The organism is Mucilaginibacter endophyticus (assembly GCF_003351025.1).
Classification (GTDB): Bacteria; Bacteroidota; Bacteroidia; order Sphingobacteriales; family Sphingobacteriaceae; genus Mucilaginibacter; species Mucilaginibacter endophyticus.
The window spans coordinates 162,420-177,643 of record NZ_QPCG01000004.1; the positions used below are offsets into that span (position 1 = coordinate 162,420).

15 protein-coding genes are annotated in these 15,224 nt (G+C 43.6%); 10 read left to right on the forward strand and 5 right to left on the reverse strand.

The window, feature by feature from the left end; all coding sequences use genetic code 11:
* Positions 1–489: 489 nt before the first annotated feature.
* The 3 genes from DUL71_RS17510 to DUL71_RS17520 form a co-directional block, all read right to left on the reverse strand.
* The gene (locus DUL71_RS17510; RefSeq protein ID WP_114939329.1) at positions 490–957 is read right to left on the reverse strand and encodes a phosphatidylglycerophosphatase A family protein; all 468 of its coding nucleotides are present in this window, start codon (positions 955–957) and stop codon (positions 490–492) included.
* A gap of 199 nt (positions 958–1,156) precedes the next feature.
* Positions 1,157–1,978 (reverse strand): TerC family protein, encoded by an 822-nt coding sequence (locus DUL71_RS17515; RefSeq protein WP_114939330.1) that lies wholly within the window; start codon positions 1,976–1,978, stop codon positions 1,157–1,159.
* Between the two features lie 3 nt (positions 1,979–1,981).
* Entirely contained in the window at positions 1,982–2,944 is a 963-nt protein-coding gene (locus DUL71_RS17520) for a hypothetical protein (protein ID WP_114939331.1), read from the reverse strand.
* 43 nt (positions 2,945–2,987) lie between these two features.
* Here DUL71_RS17520 and DUL71_RS32020 point away from each other — a divergent pair, with 43 nt between their 5' ends.
* From DUL71_RS32020 to DUL71_RS17560, 9 genes are all read left to right on the forward strand, one after another.
* On the forward strand, positions 2,988–3,125 hold the full coding sequence (locus DUL71_RS32020) for a hypothetical protein (protein WP_154402421.1): 138 nt from the start codon (positions 2,988–2,990) through the stop codon (positions 3,123–3,125).
* A 333-nt stretch (positions 3,126–3,458) separates the two neighbouring features.
* Positions 3,459–4,040 (forward strand): RNA polymerase sigma factor, encoded by a 582-nt coding sequence (locus DUL71_RS17525; RefSeq protein WP_112574453.1) that lies wholly within the window; start codon positions 3,459–3,461, stop codon positions 4,038–4,040.
* Positions 4,037–4,540, forward strand: coding sequence for an anti-sigma factor (locus tag DUL71_RS17530; RefSeq protein WP_114939332.1), 504 nt, complete (start codon positions 4,037–4,039; stop codon positions 4,538–4,540). The genes DUL71_RS17525 and DUL71_RS17530 overlap by 4 nt, the downstream gene beginning before the upstream one ends.
* 336 nt (positions 4,541–4,876) lie before the next feature.
* Positions 4,877–5,779 (forward strand): helix-turn-helix domain-containing protein, encoded by a 903-nt coding sequence (locus DUL71_RS17535; RefSeq protein WP_114939333.1) that lies wholly within the window; start codon positions 4,877–4,879, stop codon positions 5,777–5,779.
* A gap of 91 nt (positions 5,780–5,870) precedes the next feature.
* Positions 5,871–6,704, forward strand: coding sequence for an oxidoreductase (locus DUL71_RS17540; protein ID WP_114939334.1), 834 nt, complete (start codon positions 5,871–5,873; stop codon positions 6,702–6,704).
* Between the two features lie 45 nt (positions 6,705–6,749).
* Positions 6,750–7,481, forward strand: a complete 732-nt coding sequence (locus DUL71_RS17545; RefSeq protein WP_114939335.1) for an SDR family oxidoreductase — start codon at positions 6,750–6,752, stop codon at positions 7,479–7,481.
* A 98-nt stretch (positions 7,482–7,579) separates the two neighbouring features.
* Complete coding sequence (locus tag DUL71_RS17550) at positions 7,580–8,425, forward strand: oxidoreductase (RefSeq protein ID WP_114939336.1); 846 nt, start codon at positions 7,580–7,582, stop codon at positions 8,423–8,425.
* On the forward strand, positions 8,386–8,664 hold the full coding sequence (locus DUL71_RS17555; RefSeq protein ID WP_114939337.1) for an Atu4866 domain-containing protein: 279 nt from the start codon (positions 8,386–8,388) through the stop codon (positions 8,662–8,664). The genes DUL71_RS17550 and DUL71_RS17555 overlap by 40 nt, the downstream gene beginning before the upstream one ends.
* A gap of 301 nt (positions 8,665–8,965) precedes the next feature.
* A complete protein-coding gene (locus tag DUL71_RS17560) occupies positions 8,966–10,591 on the forward strand; it encodes an NADP-dependent glyceraldehyde-3-phosphate dehydrogenase (RefSeq protein ID WP_114939338.1) in 1,626 nt (541 codons plus the stop codon).
* A gap of 19 nt (positions 10,592–10,610) precedes the next feature.
* Here the strand turns inward: DUL71_RS17560 and DUL71_RS17565 are convergent, their stop codons facing one another.
* Both DUL71_RS17565 and DUL71_RS17570 read right to left on the reverse strand, forming a co-directional pair.
* Positions 10,611–11,711 carry a serine hydrolase domain-containing protein gene (locus DUL71_RS17565; protein ID WP_208645591.1) on the reverse strand — a complete coding sequence of 367 codons (1,101 nt, stop codon included), beginning with the start codon at positions 11,709–11,711 and terminating at the stop codon, positions 10,611–10,613.
* A gap of 100 nt (positions 11,712–11,811) precedes the next feature.
* Positions 11,812–13,341: a carboxylesterase/lipase family protein gene (locus tag DUL71_RS17570; RefSeq protein ID WP_114939339.1), complete on the reverse strand. Its 1,530-nt coding sequence runs from the start codon at positions 13,339–13,341 to the stop codon at positions 11,812–11,814.
* Positions 13,342–13,503: 162 nt separating this feature from the next.
* On the opposite strand from DUL71_RS17570, the gene pafA reads away from it, so the two are divergent.
* Entirely contained in the window at positions 13,504–15,186 is a 1,683-nt protein-coding gene (gene pafA, locus DUL71_RS17575; protein WP_114939340.1) for an alkaline phosphatase PafA, read from the forward strand.
* The last annotated feature ends 38 nt before the right edge of the window (positions 15,187–15,224 follow it).

The following is a 15,224-nucleotide window of genomic DNA, read 5'->3' on the forward strand; positions in this document are numbered from 1 at the left end:
AGTATGTGTTATTTTTAGGTGAAACCTGTATCGCCTATTGGGTTTTACGCGGCATTGCAGGTATTGGCCGGTGACAAACCGGCAATTAAACATTTAATCTAAGGTAGATGTTTTATCGAGGTGATATTGTAAAATTTGTCTACACATAAATAAGACGGTGAAGGGCTGTGGTTGTTACAGGAATAGAGGGGGATATTTATATGATATCAACTAAAACTCCCCAGAGGGGAAACAGGTTTGTAGCAACCATCATATACCAGTTTACCGTGCCGGAGGTACGGAACACCGCAGTTGTGTACCTCTGGCACACACTAACTCAATCTAAATTATTTCTACAAACCTTTGGCGCCTCTGGCGCCCGTCCATTTTTGGCGCAAGTGTTGTGTGGGTGGATGTGGGTGATGCTCACTTGTGCCTATCCGCCAAGCACAAGTCACCTACAACACACTCCCCCGCTCAAGACTTGCGCTAAAATGAACGCTTTAATAATTAATGGGCTCCAAACTTTATCCAAACAAAATATCCCACCCACAGCAGGATATTGGAGTAAACGCCGGCCAACACATCATCCATCATTACACCTAAGCCACCTCCAAGGTCTTCCATTTTACGGACGCCAAGTGGCTTAACAATATCAAAAAAGCGGAATAACACCAGTCCGGCTAAAAGGAAGTACAAATTAGCAGGAATAAAGAGCATAGCTATCAGCATTCCGGCAACCTCGTCAATTACTACGCGAGAGCTGTCTTCACCCCAATCTGGTTCAACTTTATTACCTACATAAACACCAAGCGCGGTAATAAATATGGTGATAGCCAGCAAATACCAGGGGTTTTGCAAAGCCGGACTTTGCCACAACAGCCAGATAAAGCCACAGGTAACAATGGCGGCATAAGTGCCCCCACCTTTTAAAAAGCCAATGCCAAAAATGGATGCTATTGTTTTATTTAAGAACATTTAATTTATAATATCAATTATACATTCCCTCCCTTGGGAGGGCTGCGGTTGTAGGTGTTATGGCAGGGACTGGTTTATATGCCTTGCAAAGCTATGAATAGTTAAAGAAACCCCTCCCTACACCCTCCCAAGGGAGGGAAATCGCACAGGCCCCTGCTTTTTTATTATTAACTGCACACTCAAAACTGCCAACTAAACGCTACTGCTTATCCAGTACATCCTCGGCAGCTTCTGCAACTTCAGGCTCAATGGTATGCCTTTTAGGGAAGTTGAACAACACTGATGTAAGTACAGGGATAATAAATATAGCTACGGTAAACACCGAAGTGAAAATATCAGCGCTTTCGCCTTCCATTAGTTTTGAAAAGCCGGCTTCCGGGAAAAAGTGAACATATAATGATGAAGCCAGTTTGATACCCAGTACGCCTATCACTATAAAAGCTACAGTTTCCAGGAAGGTAAATTTCTCCATCAGCTTCACAAAAGCCTGAGCCACAAAACGCATAGCCAGGATCCCGATGAACACGCCAATATAGATCAGCATTTTATGATCGGTGAAAGCCACCGCGGCAAAAACGTTGTCAATAGAAAAAGCAAGGTCCATTAACTCCACTAAAGCTATGGTTGCCCATAAATTACCTATTAAACCAACGGTTGAACGGTAAAGCCAGTTTTTGTTTTTATCAACAGATTCCTCTTCTCCATCACCGTCACCGGCAGATAATTTGCCTTTAAAATAGTTAAAGCATAAATAAATCAGGTATAAGCCGCCAAGTGGTTTTAACCACCAAACAGATACCAGCCAGGCAGCTAAAAACAAACAAACACCACGCAATACATATGCGCCCATGATACCGTAGCGCAGCGCTTTTTTCCGCTGGTGCGGAGGCAGGTCGAGCACCATGGTTGCCAGTACAGCAGCATTATCAACAGAGAGCAAACTCTCAATAACAATCAGGTTTAAAATGATCAGGACACCGGCCTTCAGGTCGGGGCCGAGGATGTAATGTAAAAACTCCATAAATTATATGATATCGGTATTAAGCATTGCTTTTAAAATATTGGCCTGCACATCAACATCGCTCAGGCTTTGTAAAAAGTTGATGTCGGCTATTTTCTTATAGTTTTCGGCTAACAGGGATTTTATTTCGGGCGGCATGTATGATTTCATGGTTACAACATCACTTTGCAGCTTATCTATTTTATCCTGCAGTTCATGCGCCAGTTTTTCCTTTTTAGACAGACTACTATTATTCTCTACGCCCGAAAGCTTTGTTACGTCGCAAAATAGGAATAAATTATTGGCAGGCGAAAACAAAAAGTAGCGGTCTTCATCCATAAACTTATACACCTCCAATATCAGGTTTCCGGCTTTCAGTCCGCAGTAAAACTCGGTACGGAACTCGCGTTTTAATAATACACCCATCAATTTACGCTGAATAATAGCGTTGGTATTGTGATAGGTATCGTTATAGTTGTACTGCACCAATTCGTTATATAGTTCCGGCGTTATGTTGTAAAAGAAATCGAAACCGTAGCGCAGACTAAACGCGTTGATATTTTTTGAGAACGGATAATCGGACGAGTTATCAGAAAGCACCTGGTAAAGCTTCCGCAGCGAAAGGTTTACCTTCAGCGCCTGCCTTTGCCTGTCTATCTTAAAATCCTGCTCGGTGAGCATGTTGTCGTCCATCTTATCAATCATCTCTTTGGTAAGCTGGATCTCATCAAGCACAAGGCTCACATTGTTTTCGTTGTTCTTTTTGATCTTCCGGAGCAGATCTACCAGGCTGGTAGTAAACTGTACATGAAAAAGCTCCAGCTTATTGATATCAATTTCGGGATTGGTTTCAAAAAGCTTATGGATAACCTGGGTACGCAGGTAGATCTTGTAAATGAGGTCCTCTTCAAAAAACACCGACAGCAGCTGAAGCTTGCTGAGCATCCTGTTAGACTCATTCAAAATATTTAACCTGTTCTCATCCATCAACGTGCAATATCCCTTTTATAAATGTAAAAATACAAAAATTATGAGATGGAAAGTTTGGGCTTATGTTACGAATAAAGGAGTGTATTTAAAATACGTGTCATCAATGAAACCACAATTTGCGTTAGGGATAGAAGCGGATACCGGCCGTCAGCTGACGGATAAGGCCTGCGCAGTATGAGCGGATAGCCCGGCCGCAGGCAACGCCATGGTAGAGATTAGTGGTTTGTCTGAACTCGAATTTTTTGAATTAAAGAATTAACAGAATGCTAAGTAAATTCTTAAAATTCGTTTAATTCGAGTTCAGACATGGGCGTTGCCTCCGGCCCGGGCTTTTCGTTACAAGTCCTCGCCTTTCCTACGCGCAATCCTTATACGCGCTGTGGGCTTTATACTGCAATCCCTAACGCGCCCCACACACACTCCTAATACAACATCTATTCCCACCAAAATAAATTATATTTACATATAGGTGTAACCCAATCTGTAAACGCGTAGTCACAGCGGTTATATAATGCAAAGCAAGCTTTCAGATATCGAACTTATTGAGCAAACCCTGGCGGGTAACCAATTTGCCTATGCAGATTTGGTTAAGCGGCACCAGCGTTTTGTTTTTACGCTGGCTATGCGCTTTGCCAAAGGTCGGGAAGATGCTGAAGAAATTGCGCAGGATTGTTTTGTGAAAGCGTACCGCTCGCTGGCATCGTTCCAGGGGCAGTCGAAATTTACAACGTGGTTGTATAGTATAGTTTATACTACTGCCATGACATTTTTAAGAAAAAAACGGGTTGATACCGATTCGATTGATGATGAGGGCACATTTGTACAGGTTGAAAGCCACGAATCGGCATACGATACCAATAATGTAGAAAATAAATCACGGTCATACTACCTGAACCAGGCTATTGAGCAATTACTACCCGATGATGCCACCATTATTACCCTGTTTTACAAGGGCGAGCAATCATTAGAGGAGATTGCCCAAACAATGGGTATTGAAACAAATACCGTTAAGGTTAAACTATTTAGAGCACGCCAGCGTTTGAAAGAAAAGCTGGAGCGCAATTTAAAACACGAGGTGAAAGAACTGATATGAACACCATCGAAGAAAAACTTTGGAACTATATTGATGGTACCTGTACTCCAGCAGAGCAGGAAGCCATTGCCCGGCTTATTGAAGAAGATGCTTTGTACAAACAAAAGTACACAGAACTGCTTGAGCTAAACCAGGAATTTGCCGACATGGATCTTGACGAACCGTCGATGGCATTCAGTTATAATGTAATGGAGGCCATCAGGGCCGAGCAGTTAGCGCCGCTAAAATCAACTATTAATAAAAAAATAATATTAGGCATTGCCGCATTTTTCGTGCTAAGCATCCTGATTTTACTGGGAATTATTCTGTCTAGTATCAAAATTTCGGGTAATTTATTCAGTGGTTTAGACCTTAAACTCCCTTCAAACGTTAAATTACCTTCGGCAAGCAGTATCTTCAACAGCACTTTAATGAAAAGTTTTTTCGTGTTTGATGTAATTTTGGCGCTATTTTTAACTGACAGTTACCTGCGTAGAAAAAAAGCTGCAAAAGAGGCATAAAGTGTTCACTTTTCTGTAATGCCAAATATCGCAAGAGTGTCTTTTTGACACTTAGTTATACACTTTTTGTAAAGTAAACTCTCCTTTAACCTATTGTTAATGTATCCTTGTTGATACATTAACAAAAATTTTAAAAAGTTTTTGGTTTTGGCACAGTGATTGTAATACAGACAACGAACTGGTAAACTTACCGGTTTAATTGTGATAAGGTTTAGGTTGAAAGTCTCCCGACGCAAGGTTGGGAGGCTTTTATTTTTTATACACCATTCTGTCATACTTACCTTATCCCCCATCCTACTACTTGACACCCGGTTTGATTTTTGTAACTTTGTTTTTATGTCGAAAGCAGAAACACTTGAAGATTTTTATCAAAGAAAGGTAAACTGGTTACCCAATAACCTGCAACAAAGTATCGGTCACTTTAATGTATTCCGGATTGAAGACTGCATTGGCCCCAACGCCAAGCAGGTAACCTACAGCCGCCGTACCTTTTATAAGATCAGCCTGATGCGTGGCGATAATATCATTCATTATGCCGATAAAAGCATTACGCTTTCAGGCTCTACGCTGATTTTCTTTAGTCCGATGGTGCCATATACCTTTGAGCACATGTCTGACGACCGTACCGGTTTCTTCTGTATTTTTACCGAAGAGTTTTTCCTGGAGAAATTCAGGACAGGCCTGAGCGAGTTCCCGATGTTTGGTATCAATGCTAAGCCCGTTTATGCTTTGAATGAAGAGCAGGATGCCTATGTGACAAACTTGTTTCAGAAAATGCTCACCGAGATCAATACCGAATATGCTTTTAAATATGACCTGATCCGTAACTACGTTACCGAGCTGGCTTACTACGCGTTAAAGACAGAACCATCTGAAAACGTATATAAGCATGTTGATGCAAAATCGCGCATCACATCGGTATTTACCGAATTATTGGAAAGGCAATTCCCTATTGAAACCCCGTCACAGCGGTTTGCACTGCGTTCGGCCAATGACTTCGCGCAACGACTTTCGGTACACGTAAACCACCTGAACAGGGCAATCCGCGAAACTACCGGCAAAACCACAACCGACCATATTGCCGACAGGTTGCTAAGCGAAGCTAAATCGTTACTAAGGCATACCGACTGGAACATTTCAGAAATTGGTTACTGCCTGGGCTTTGAGGAACCTACCCATTTCAATAACTTTTTCAAAAAACAAACCCAACAAACGCCAAGCTCGTTTCGAAATGTTTGAATTTCGTAACCTTTGGTTTGATTAATGTAATGTCCTCCCCTTGTTGTCGCTGTAACTTTGTTCTATCTTAATAACAAAGCAAACAACTTTTATGGACAACAACAAAGTATGGTTTATTACCGGGGCTTCGAAAGGCTTTGGCCTAAGCCTGGTAAAACAACTACTGGAAGCAGGACAGCTTGTTGCCGCTACTTCCAGAAATTTACAGGAATTAACCACAGCGGTTAATACAACAAGCAATAATTTTTTACCCCTACAGGTCGATCTGGCAAACGAAAGCAGCGTATCGCTTGCCTTACAACATACTCATGAAGCCTTCGGCCGTATTGATGTAGTAATCAATAATGCCGGCTACGGTATCGGCGGCGCCATCGAAGAATTGAGCGATGCCGAAACCCGCATGGCATTTGACGTAAATGTATTTGGCACCCTGAACGTGATCCGTTCGGTAATGCCTTACCTGCGTAAACAACGCTCAGGCCACATCATCAACATTTCATCTATTGCGGGCATTACCGGCAACGCAGGCTGGGCAATTTACGCCGGATCAAAATACGCGGTGATCGGTATTTCAGAAGTACTTGCCGCCGATGTTAAAGAACTGGGCATTAAAGTTACCGTGGTAGCACCCGGCGCCTTCCGTACCAGCTTCCTTACTGCCGATTCGCTTTCGATCACCAGCAATCAGATTGATGATTATAAAGAAGTTCGCGCTATCCACAACAAATACCTCAAAATGGACGGCAAGCAAGCCGGAGATCCGGAAAAAGCGGCGACCGCTATTATCAACGCAGCTTACGAAGAAAACCCACCATTATATCTGTTATTAGGTGGCGATGCGTACAATCGCGCTTTAGCTAAGCTTGATACTTTACACAATGAAATTCGCCAGTGGCAGGATATAACCTGCTCAACCGATTTCTAAATTTTTATTCCGTTACCCTATATCTACCTATATAAAAACAATAAAATGCAAAGTATTAAAGATAAAGTGATTGTGATAACCGGTGCCAGCAGTGGCATCGGTGCATCTGCCGCCCGCAAACTGGCAGAACTCGGCGCAAAAGTAGTTCTGGCTGCCCGCCGCGAAGATCAGCTGAAAACCCTGGCTCAGGAAATTGGCGAAAATGCGATGTATGTAGTTACCGACGTTGCCAAACGTGCCGACCTTGATAATCTTATCCAAGAGGCCATAGCCAAATTTGGCCATGTTGATGTAATGTGGAACAATGCCGGCATCATGCCTATCTCCTTTTTTGAAGAAGGCCATGTGGATGAATGGGACAAAATGATTGACATCAATATTAAAGGTGTACTGTATGGCATTAATGCCGTGCTTCCTCACATGCTTCAACGGGGCGAAGGGCACATCCTTTCTACCTCATCGGTAGGTGGCTTAAAAACTTCGCCGGGTATTGGTGTGTACAGCGGCACCAAATTCGCGGTTAAGGCCATTATGGAAACCCTGCGCGAGGAAGTTGCCCAAACCATAAAAGTAACTACTATATATCCGGGCGCTACAAAATCCGAGTTGGGACATGACATTACCAGCCCGAAGATAAAAGGCCTGTATGGTAACCTGACCAATATGCCTAAGCTTGATGAAGAGGCTATTGCCAACGCGGTGATCTATGCCATTAGCCAGCCGGATAACATTACCGTAAACGAGGTGGTGGTACGCCCGCTTGGCCAAACACGATAATATCAATTTCCGGAGATTTTACGCTTCAAAATAAGCGAAAATCAAAAATCACCGGGCAAACAGTAACAAATCAATAAAATTAAAATCTATCTAAAACTATGGAAAACAATAAAGTATGGTTTGTCACCGGGGCCTCTAAGGGACTGGGACTTGCCTTAGTCAAACGACTATTAAATGAGGGCTATAAGGTAGCCGCCACATCGCGCAATTTAAGCGATCTGAGTAAAGCAGTTGACGCAAACAGTGAGCAGTTTTTACCGCTTGCCGTTAATTTAACCAACGAAGACAGTGTACAGGAAGCGGTTGAACTTACGGTAAAAACCTTTGGAAAAATTGATGTGATTGTCAACAATGCCGGGTATGGCTTATTGGGCGGCATTGAAGAACTAACCGATCGCGAAGCCCGTGATAACTTTGAGATCAACGTATTTGGCTCATTGAATGTGATCCGCAAAGCGCTGCCTTATCTGCGTGCTCAAAAATCAGGTCATATTTTAAACGTTTCGTCAATAGGTGGCTTTACCGGTGCGTTTGCAGGCGGCGGTATTTATTGCGCCACCAAATTTGCCGTTAATGGTTTCTCCGAAACATTATCGGCCGAAGTAGCGCCATTTGGCATAAAGGTTACCATTGTGCAGCCGGGTTATTTCAGGACCAACTTTCTGTTGGCAGGTTCATTGGCAGTACCTCAAAACCAGATAGCAGACTATCAAAATGTACGGGACACAGTAAATTTTCACCAAAACGATATGGACCAGCAACAGGCCGGCGACCCTGAAAAAGCAGCCGCAGCCATGATCAGCATAACTAAGGAAGCTAACCCGCCACTTAATTTATTTTTAGGCGAGGATGCTTACGGTCTGGTTGAGAAAAAGCTGGCATTCGTTCAAAACGAATTAGCAACATGGAAAGAACTAACGCTTTCAACAGCAATACAACAATAAATTCAAATCATTATATAGGTGTATGGGCAACCCGCGATGGGCTGATCCGTCATGAATTTTTGCCCAACGGCCGTTACACCGAAGCCCGCGGCGATATGCAAGATGCTTACACAGGCTATTACAGTGTGTTAGGTAACCACGTTGAATACCTTGACGATACCGGCTTCACCGCCGAAGGCGATTTCAGAGATGGCGTATATTATTACGCCGGGATGGTTTTGGTTAAAGAAGCGGCGTGATAAATCAATATAAAAACAGGGGCCGTGCGATTCCCCTCCCCTGGGAGGGTGTAGGGAGGGGTCTCTATGATATGCACAGCGGATTGCAAAGGCGCATAAACCCCTCCCTGCCAACACACAATCCTAACGCACCCCTCCCAAGGGAGGGAATCGTCAATTCATGAATTATCATTCTCAAGAGAGCAACTTAATAATACCCCCCTCGTGCTACAATAAAATCAGTAAACATTATTAGCACATAAAAGCTTGCTTGTTAAAGCAGGCTTTTTTTATCTTAGGGGAATCAAACCCTTGAAAAAATATGAGTTTTAAAACCCAGCTCAGTTCAATTTTTGTTGATGAAAACAATATTCCCCCCGAATTTCAGATTGAAGAAGTACACCAGCGCGAATACCTGAGCGGTGGCGAAATGAAACCATGGAGCGGCGAAGTAAGCGAAGTTTACTCGCCGGTTGGCTTTTGGGCCGAGGATGGCACCTTTAACCGCAAGCTGATTGGCACCTACCCCGTTTGCACCGAAAAAGAAGCATTTGAAGCTTTGGATGCAGCCCTTGAAGCCTATGACAATGGCCGCGGCGAATGGCCAACCATGAGCATTGCCGACCGCATTAAGTGCATGGAACGCTTCATTTACAAAATGAGCGAACAACGCACGCTGGTAGTTAAATTGCTGATGTGGGAAATTGGCAAATCATATGCCGACTCGGCCAAAGAATTTGACCGTACCATTGAGTACATCAATGCTACTATCGACGCCCTGAAGGATATCGACCGCCAGTCGTCACGCTTTGAAATGGCCGAAGGATTGGTAGCGCAGATCCGTCGCTCTCCTTTAGGTGTGGTACTTTGCATGGGCCCGTTCAACTATCCGCTGAACGAAACTTTTACAACGCTGATCCCTGCGCTGATCATGGGCAATACCATTTTATTTAAACCACCTAAACATGGTACGCTGCTGCACTACCCATTGTTAAAAGCATTCCAGGAATCATTTCCTAAAGGTGTGGTGAATACCATTTATGGTCGCGGTGCTGTGGTAACCCCAGGCTTAATGGCATCAGGTAAAGTGAATGTACTGGCTTTCATCGGTTCGAGCAAAGTGGCTAACGATCTGAAAAAACGTCACCCTAAAATTAACCGTTTAAGGGCTGTTTTAAGCCTGGATGCCAAAAACGCGGCTATTGTAACCAAACACGCCGATCTGCAGCAAGCCGTAAGCGAATGTATTTTAGGCTCGCTATCATTTAACGGCCAGCGTTGTACGGCCATTAAAGTAATATTTGTACATAAAGAAGTCGCCGACGAGTTTTTAAAGCTGTTGAGTGAAGCTGTCGCTAAACTTAAGTTCGGTTTGCCATGGGAAAAAGATGTAAAACTTACTCCGCTTCCAGAGCCGCACAAACCAGCCTATTTAACCGATATTGTAAATGATGCCCTGGCCAATGGCGCTAAAGTGATCAACGAGAATGGCGGCGAAACATCGGCTTCGTTCTTTTTCCCGGCCATTGTTTACCCGGTTAATGAAAACATGAAGCTGTACCGCGAAGAGCAATTTGGCCCGGTGATCCCGGTTATTCCGTTTGAGGATATTGAGGAGCCGATCACTTACCAGATAGATTCCCCACATGGTATGCAGGTGAGTATTTTCAGTAATGATGCCAAAGAAATTTCGTCGCTGATAGATCCGTTTGTGAACCTGGTGAGCCGTGTTAATATCAACAGCCAGTGCCAGCGTGGCCCGGACGTATTCCCATTCACCGGCCGTAAGGACAGTGCCGAGGGTACCCTTTCGGTGCATGACGCTTTAAGGTCGTTCTCTATCCGCTCATTGGTTACCACCAAAATGACCGAAACCAATAAAAACATCATCAACGAAATTGTGAATGACAACGATTCCAATTTCCTGAGCACTAAGTTTATATTGTAGAGGAATAAAACTGCAAGCCTTACGAAGTTTTTAAAGCTTCGTAAGACTCTTTCCAATTTAGATAAGCATCAAGGACATCTAAACGCATTTTATTCAGATCGGTTGTTTCTGTGTTTGATAGCAGGATAAGGGTCACGCCTTTGTTGATCAAATGCACCCAGTTTGATTCGTTACCGTATCCACCGCCCTGCCGCTCGGCAAAAATGGTATTTGTTTTTCCAATCTTTCGCGGATATACCCAAAAGCCAAAGGCCACATCGCCAAGCTTGGGATACGACGTCAGCATTAAATCAACAGTGGCTTTCTTTAACAAGGTGTGATTAAATATGGCCTGGTCAAAAATAAGCAGGTCCTGCGGCGTTGAATACATGGCCCCTGCCGAGAAATGATTATCGATATAGTGGTAAGTAGGCATAATTAAGGAATCCACACTGCCCGCTTTGTTGTAATAGCCTTCATCAAGATCACCAACAATATCCTCATGGTGCAGGTAATTGGTATTGTTCATTTTAAGGGGGATCAGGATCTTATCCCGTAAAACAACGTCAAACGGCTGATTGTAAATTTTCTCAATGATCTTGCCCAGCAAAATAAAATCGCCATTGCTGTAATTGAATTTCGTTCCCGGTGTATCAATCAGTTTTTCGGAGCAATACCTGTTAATGAAGGTATCTACAGGCCATAAATTCTGATCATAAGCTTCAGGAATAAATTTAGGATCCATTTCTTTTAAATACCTGCCGCTGCTATAAGTAAGCAAATTCCGGATGGTTACTTTATGTGACGCTTCTCCTTTATATTCGGGATAGTAGGCCGATATAGTTGAGTCAAGTTTAATCTTACCCTGCTCATATAGCTGCATAATGAGTACGGCTGTAAACGTTTTGGTAACAGAAAAAATCTGGAACCTTGTTTTGGAAGAAAAGTTAATATTATAATGCCTGTTAGCTAAACCCGTATATTTTAAATAATCAGGCTTGCCGTTTTTGGCTATTAAAATCGCCCCGTTGAAATTTCGTTTTTTGATACAGGAGTCAATCACTCTATCAACTGCCTTGTGCTGACTGTAAGCAGCGGTTATTATCAGGGAAAGGGTTAGACTTAAGAAATATCTTTTCATTGGCAATGTATAGATCAGGAAATTAGGCATTAATATGCCAACTTGCAATTAATGCTTCTTTTTACACTGCTCAAATTATCCCGAAACCCTTTGCTAAAAACTATTTTCCGTTTGCGCGCTTCACCATAAAATCCAAAGCTGCCTTATCAGGCAATGGCCCGGCCAGCGGCTTTTCGCCCAGTATCATAATTTTATTATCGCTTGCTGTATAGGCCGGCCATGTAGGTACACCTTTCCCATTTGGGTTACCGGTTTTAGCAAAATTTGCCCAATAGGTGCTCATGGTATTGGCCAATTGCTGATCAACAGGTTCCCATGGGCGGTTCAGGAATTTAAGATTATCGTAAGCGTAGGCTACCTCACCGGTATGGAAAGCACCATATTTAACAAAATCGGCAGTAGCAGGCAGGCGGCGGGTAAAGCGGTAAACGTAAATTTTCGATTTCGCCTTTTCGCTCTGTATGTTGGCCCAGGTGTAATTCTGCATCCCGAAAATCTGGTCGCGGTTTATCCGGGTTTGAGAAGTAGCGGCTTCCTGATCTGAACCTGCCGGGTATAGCTTTAAAAGTTCATCGGCATCTGCACCGTATTGGGTGCTGATCATCTTTTTATAATCTTCGGCTGTTTTTGGCGGACCAACAAAGGCGTCATCTTCATTCCAGCCGGTAAGCACAGGCACATCATTTTGTTTATGCTCATTAAAAATATCGGCGATACTTTCCGGTAAAACATAACCATCAATAACCGGGCGGCTTTGTCCTTTACCAACCAGTTCGGCAGCCGATTTGCTTCTCAATTCCGCAAGAGAACTTACTCCTAATGTAGTCGCTGTCTTTAGGCCGCTTTCTTCTGCCTCTTTCAAGCCGCCAGATCCGCGCGGGCTGATAAAACTGGCCCCACTTTCGGCAATCGCGCCATTAAACAGCCCCTTTCCTAATGGTGACGCCACCAAACAATTTACACTCATGGAGCCTGCCGACTGGCCCGCTATAGTAACCCGATCCGGATCTCCTCCAAAGGCAGCGATGTTCTGTTTTACCCATTTCAATGCAGCCAACTGATCCATCAAACCATAATTTCCTGAGGCATGGTGCGGCGACTCCTTAGTTAATTCGGGATGGGCGAAGAAGCCAAAGATCCCAACACGGTAGTTAATCACGACAAATATGATCCCCTTTTTTGCCATCGCTTCGCCATCATAAATAGGTACACCCGCGCCACCGCTTACAAATCCTCCACCGTAAATGTATACCAATACCGGGCGTTTTTCTGTGGATATTTTGGCGGCAGTCCATACGTTCAGGTAAAGGCAATCTTCACTGATAGGTTCGTAAGGAATCAAAAATTCACGTGTGTAAACCCCAAACGGATCAGGCTTACCCTGCATAGGGCTGGCAGCAAATTCGGTACATTTTTTTACGCCATCCCAGGGCTTTGCAGGCTGAGGCGCTCTCCAACGTAAATCGCCAACCGGCGGAGCCGCAAAGGGAATGCCTTTATAAATATGCACATCGCCTGCCTGATAGCCCGATACTTTGCCTGCATCGGTAGCTACAACATCAAGGCTTTTATTTTGAGAGAAGGCAGAACTTACCAGCAGCAAAAGCGGAAGCAAAAGGGTGCGTTTCATTTAAAAAGGTTTAATGATTGGTTTGTTAAACTTACAAAGTTTTCCTTAAACCGCTTACGCTTTTAAAGTGCCTTTGTAACAATCTATATAGTTAACAAAAACATCATATTGCATTTTAAATGCTTTGTTGATATTTGGCACAATCAAAAATCTTTTCCCGCGATGAAGTTTAAACATCTGCTTCTTATTTCCCTCTCTTTCGCTACCGTTTCGGTATCGGCACAAAAAAAGAAAACTACAACAACGCCCGCTGCGTCTGCATCAATTCCCCGCCCAAAACTGGTTGTGGGTTTAGTGGTTGACCAAATGCGCTGGGATTACCTGTACCGTTATTATGACCGTTACCAAACCGGTGGTTTTAAACGCATGCTTAATGAAGGTTTCACCTGCGAAAACACTAATATCGACTATATCCCGACTGTAACAGCGGCCGGCCACACTTGCATTTACACCGGTTCTATCCCTGCCCTGCATGGTATAGTTGGTAACGATTTTATTATCCAGGCTACAGGCAAATCAATGTATTGTACTGACGATAGCACTGTTGTTGCTGTTGGTAGTACTTCAAAAGCAGGACAAATGTCGCCCCGTAATTTATTGGTTAGCACAATTACCGATGAGTTGAGGCTTGCTACTAATTTCCGTTCAAAAGTTATCGGTATTGCCTTGAAAGACCGCGGCGGTATCCTGCCTGCAGGTCACTCGGCAAATGCAGCTTACTGGTTTGATGATGCAAGCGGCAACTGGATCACCAGTACTTATTATATGAATGACCTGCCTGCCTGGGTTAAAACTTTCAACGGTCAAAAAATTGCTGAAAAATACCTAAAACAGGATTGGAACCCATTATACCCTATTGATACTTACGTACAAAGTGCCCCTGATAATAGCGACCGTTACGAAGGCAAATTTTCAGGTGCTGCTACACCAACCCTGCCGGTAAAAACATCTGAATTGTATAAAGGCCGCATCGGTATGATCCGCTCTACTCCTTTCGGCAACACCATGACCCTTGACCTGGCTAAAGCGGCCATTGAGGGCGAAAAACTGGGTAAAAATACCGTAACCGACTTTTTAGCAGTAAGTCTTTCATCAACAGATTATGTTGGTCACCAGTTTGGCCCTAACTCGGTTGAGGTTGAAGACACTTATTTAAGGCTTGACCAGGACCTGGCAGCATTTTTTAATTATTTAGATGCTACTGTTGGTAAAGGCAATTATTCGGTATTTCTGAGTGCCGACCATGGCGCTGCCCACAATCCTAACTTTTTAAAAGATCATAACATCCCCGCAGGTGTTTGGGACGACAGCAAAGCCGCGAAAGAAATGAACACCATGATCAGCGATAAATACAAAGTGAACAACCTGATCATCAGCATGGATAATTACCAGGTTAACTTCAATAACGCGGCCCTTGCAAAAGCAGGCGTTAGCGAAGAAGCTATAAAACTGGATTGCATTGAATACCTAAAAAAACAATCGGGTATTGCCTATGCCATCGACCTGCAAAAAATCCAGGAAGCTAATATTCCTGACGATTTGCGCAGCATGATCATTAACGGTTACAACGCAGAGCATAGTGGAGCAATCCAAATCATTTTGAAACCGGCATGGTATACCGGTCATGGTTCTAATGACCGCGGCCCAACCGGCACTACACATGGTACCTGGAACCCGTATGATTCGCACATTCCAATGGTGTTTATGGGCTGGGGTATTAAACATGGCAGCCTTACCCGCCAAACACACATGACTGATATTTCGGCTACTATAGCATCGTTATTACATATCCAGGCACCTAATGGCTGCGTGGGTAAAACTGTTAGCGAGGCGTTGAAGAACTAAGTTGTAAGTTTTTCGTACAAAGTCCTGAGTTAAAGCAC

Excerpts from the sequence above, each read along its gene's own strand:
- DUL71_RS17510 (WP_114939329.1), bottom strand. The coding sequence starts at position 957 with ATGTTCTTAAATAAAACAATAGCATCCATTTTTGGCATTGGCTTTTTA.
- DUL71_RS17515 (WP_114939330.1), bottom strand. The coding sequence starts at position 1,978 with ATGGAGTTTTTACATTACATCCTCGGCCCCGACCTGAAGGCCGGTGTC.
- DUL71_RS17520 (WP_114939331.1), bottom strand. The coding sequence starts at position 2,944 with ATGGATGAGAACAGGTTAAATATTTTGAATGAGTCTAACAGGATGCTC.
- DUL71_RS32020 (WP_154402421.1), top strand. The coding sequence starts at position 2,988 with ATGAGATGGAAAGTTTGGGCTTATGTTACGAATAAAGGAGTGTATTTA.
- DUL71_RS17525 (WP_112574453.1), top strand. The coding sequence starts at position 3,459 with ATGCAAAGCAAGCTTTCAGATATCGAACTTATTGAGCAAACCCTGGCG.
- DUL71_RS17530 (WP_114939332.1), top strand. The coding sequence starts at position 4,037 with ATGAACACCATCGAAGAAAAACTTTGGAACTATATTGATGGTACCTGT.
- DUL71_RS17535 (WP_114939333.1), top strand. The coding sequence starts at position 4,877 with ATGTCGAAAGCAGAAACACTTGAAGATTTTTATCAAAGAAAGGTAAAC.
- DUL71_RS17540 (WP_114939334.1), top strand. The coding sequence starts at position 5,871 with ATGGACAACAACAAAGTATGGTTTATTACCGGGGCTTCGAAAGGCTTT.
- DUL71_RS17545 (WP_114939335.1), top strand. The coding sequence starts at position 6,750 with ATGCAAAGTATTAAAGATAAAGTGATTGTGATAACCGGTGCCAGCAGT.
- DUL71_RS17550 (WP_114939336.1), top strand. The coding sequence starts at position 7,580 with ATGGAAAACAATAAAGTATGGTTTGTCACCGGGGCCTCTAAGGGACTG.
- DUL71_RS17555 (WP_114939337.1), top strand. The coding sequence starts at position 8,386 with ATGGAAAGAACTAACGCTTTCAACAGCAATACAACAATAAATTCAAAT.
- DUL71_RS17560 (WP_114939338.1), top strand. The coding sequence starts at position 8,966 with ATGAGTTTTAAAACCCAGCTCAGTTCAATTTTTGTTGATGAAAACAAT.
- DUL71_RS17565 (WP_208645591.1), bottom strand. The coding sequence starts at position 11,711 with ATGAAAAGATATTTCTTAAGTCTAACCCTTTCCCTGATAATAACCGCT.
- DUL71_RS17570 (WP_114939339.1), bottom strand. The coding sequence starts at position 13,341 with ATGAAACGCACCCTTTTGCTTCCGCTTTTGCTGCTGGTAAGTTCTGCC.
- pafA (WP_114939340.1), top strand. The coding sequence starts at position 13,504 with ATGAAGTTTAAACATCTGCTTCTTATTTCCCTCTCTTTCGCTACCGTT.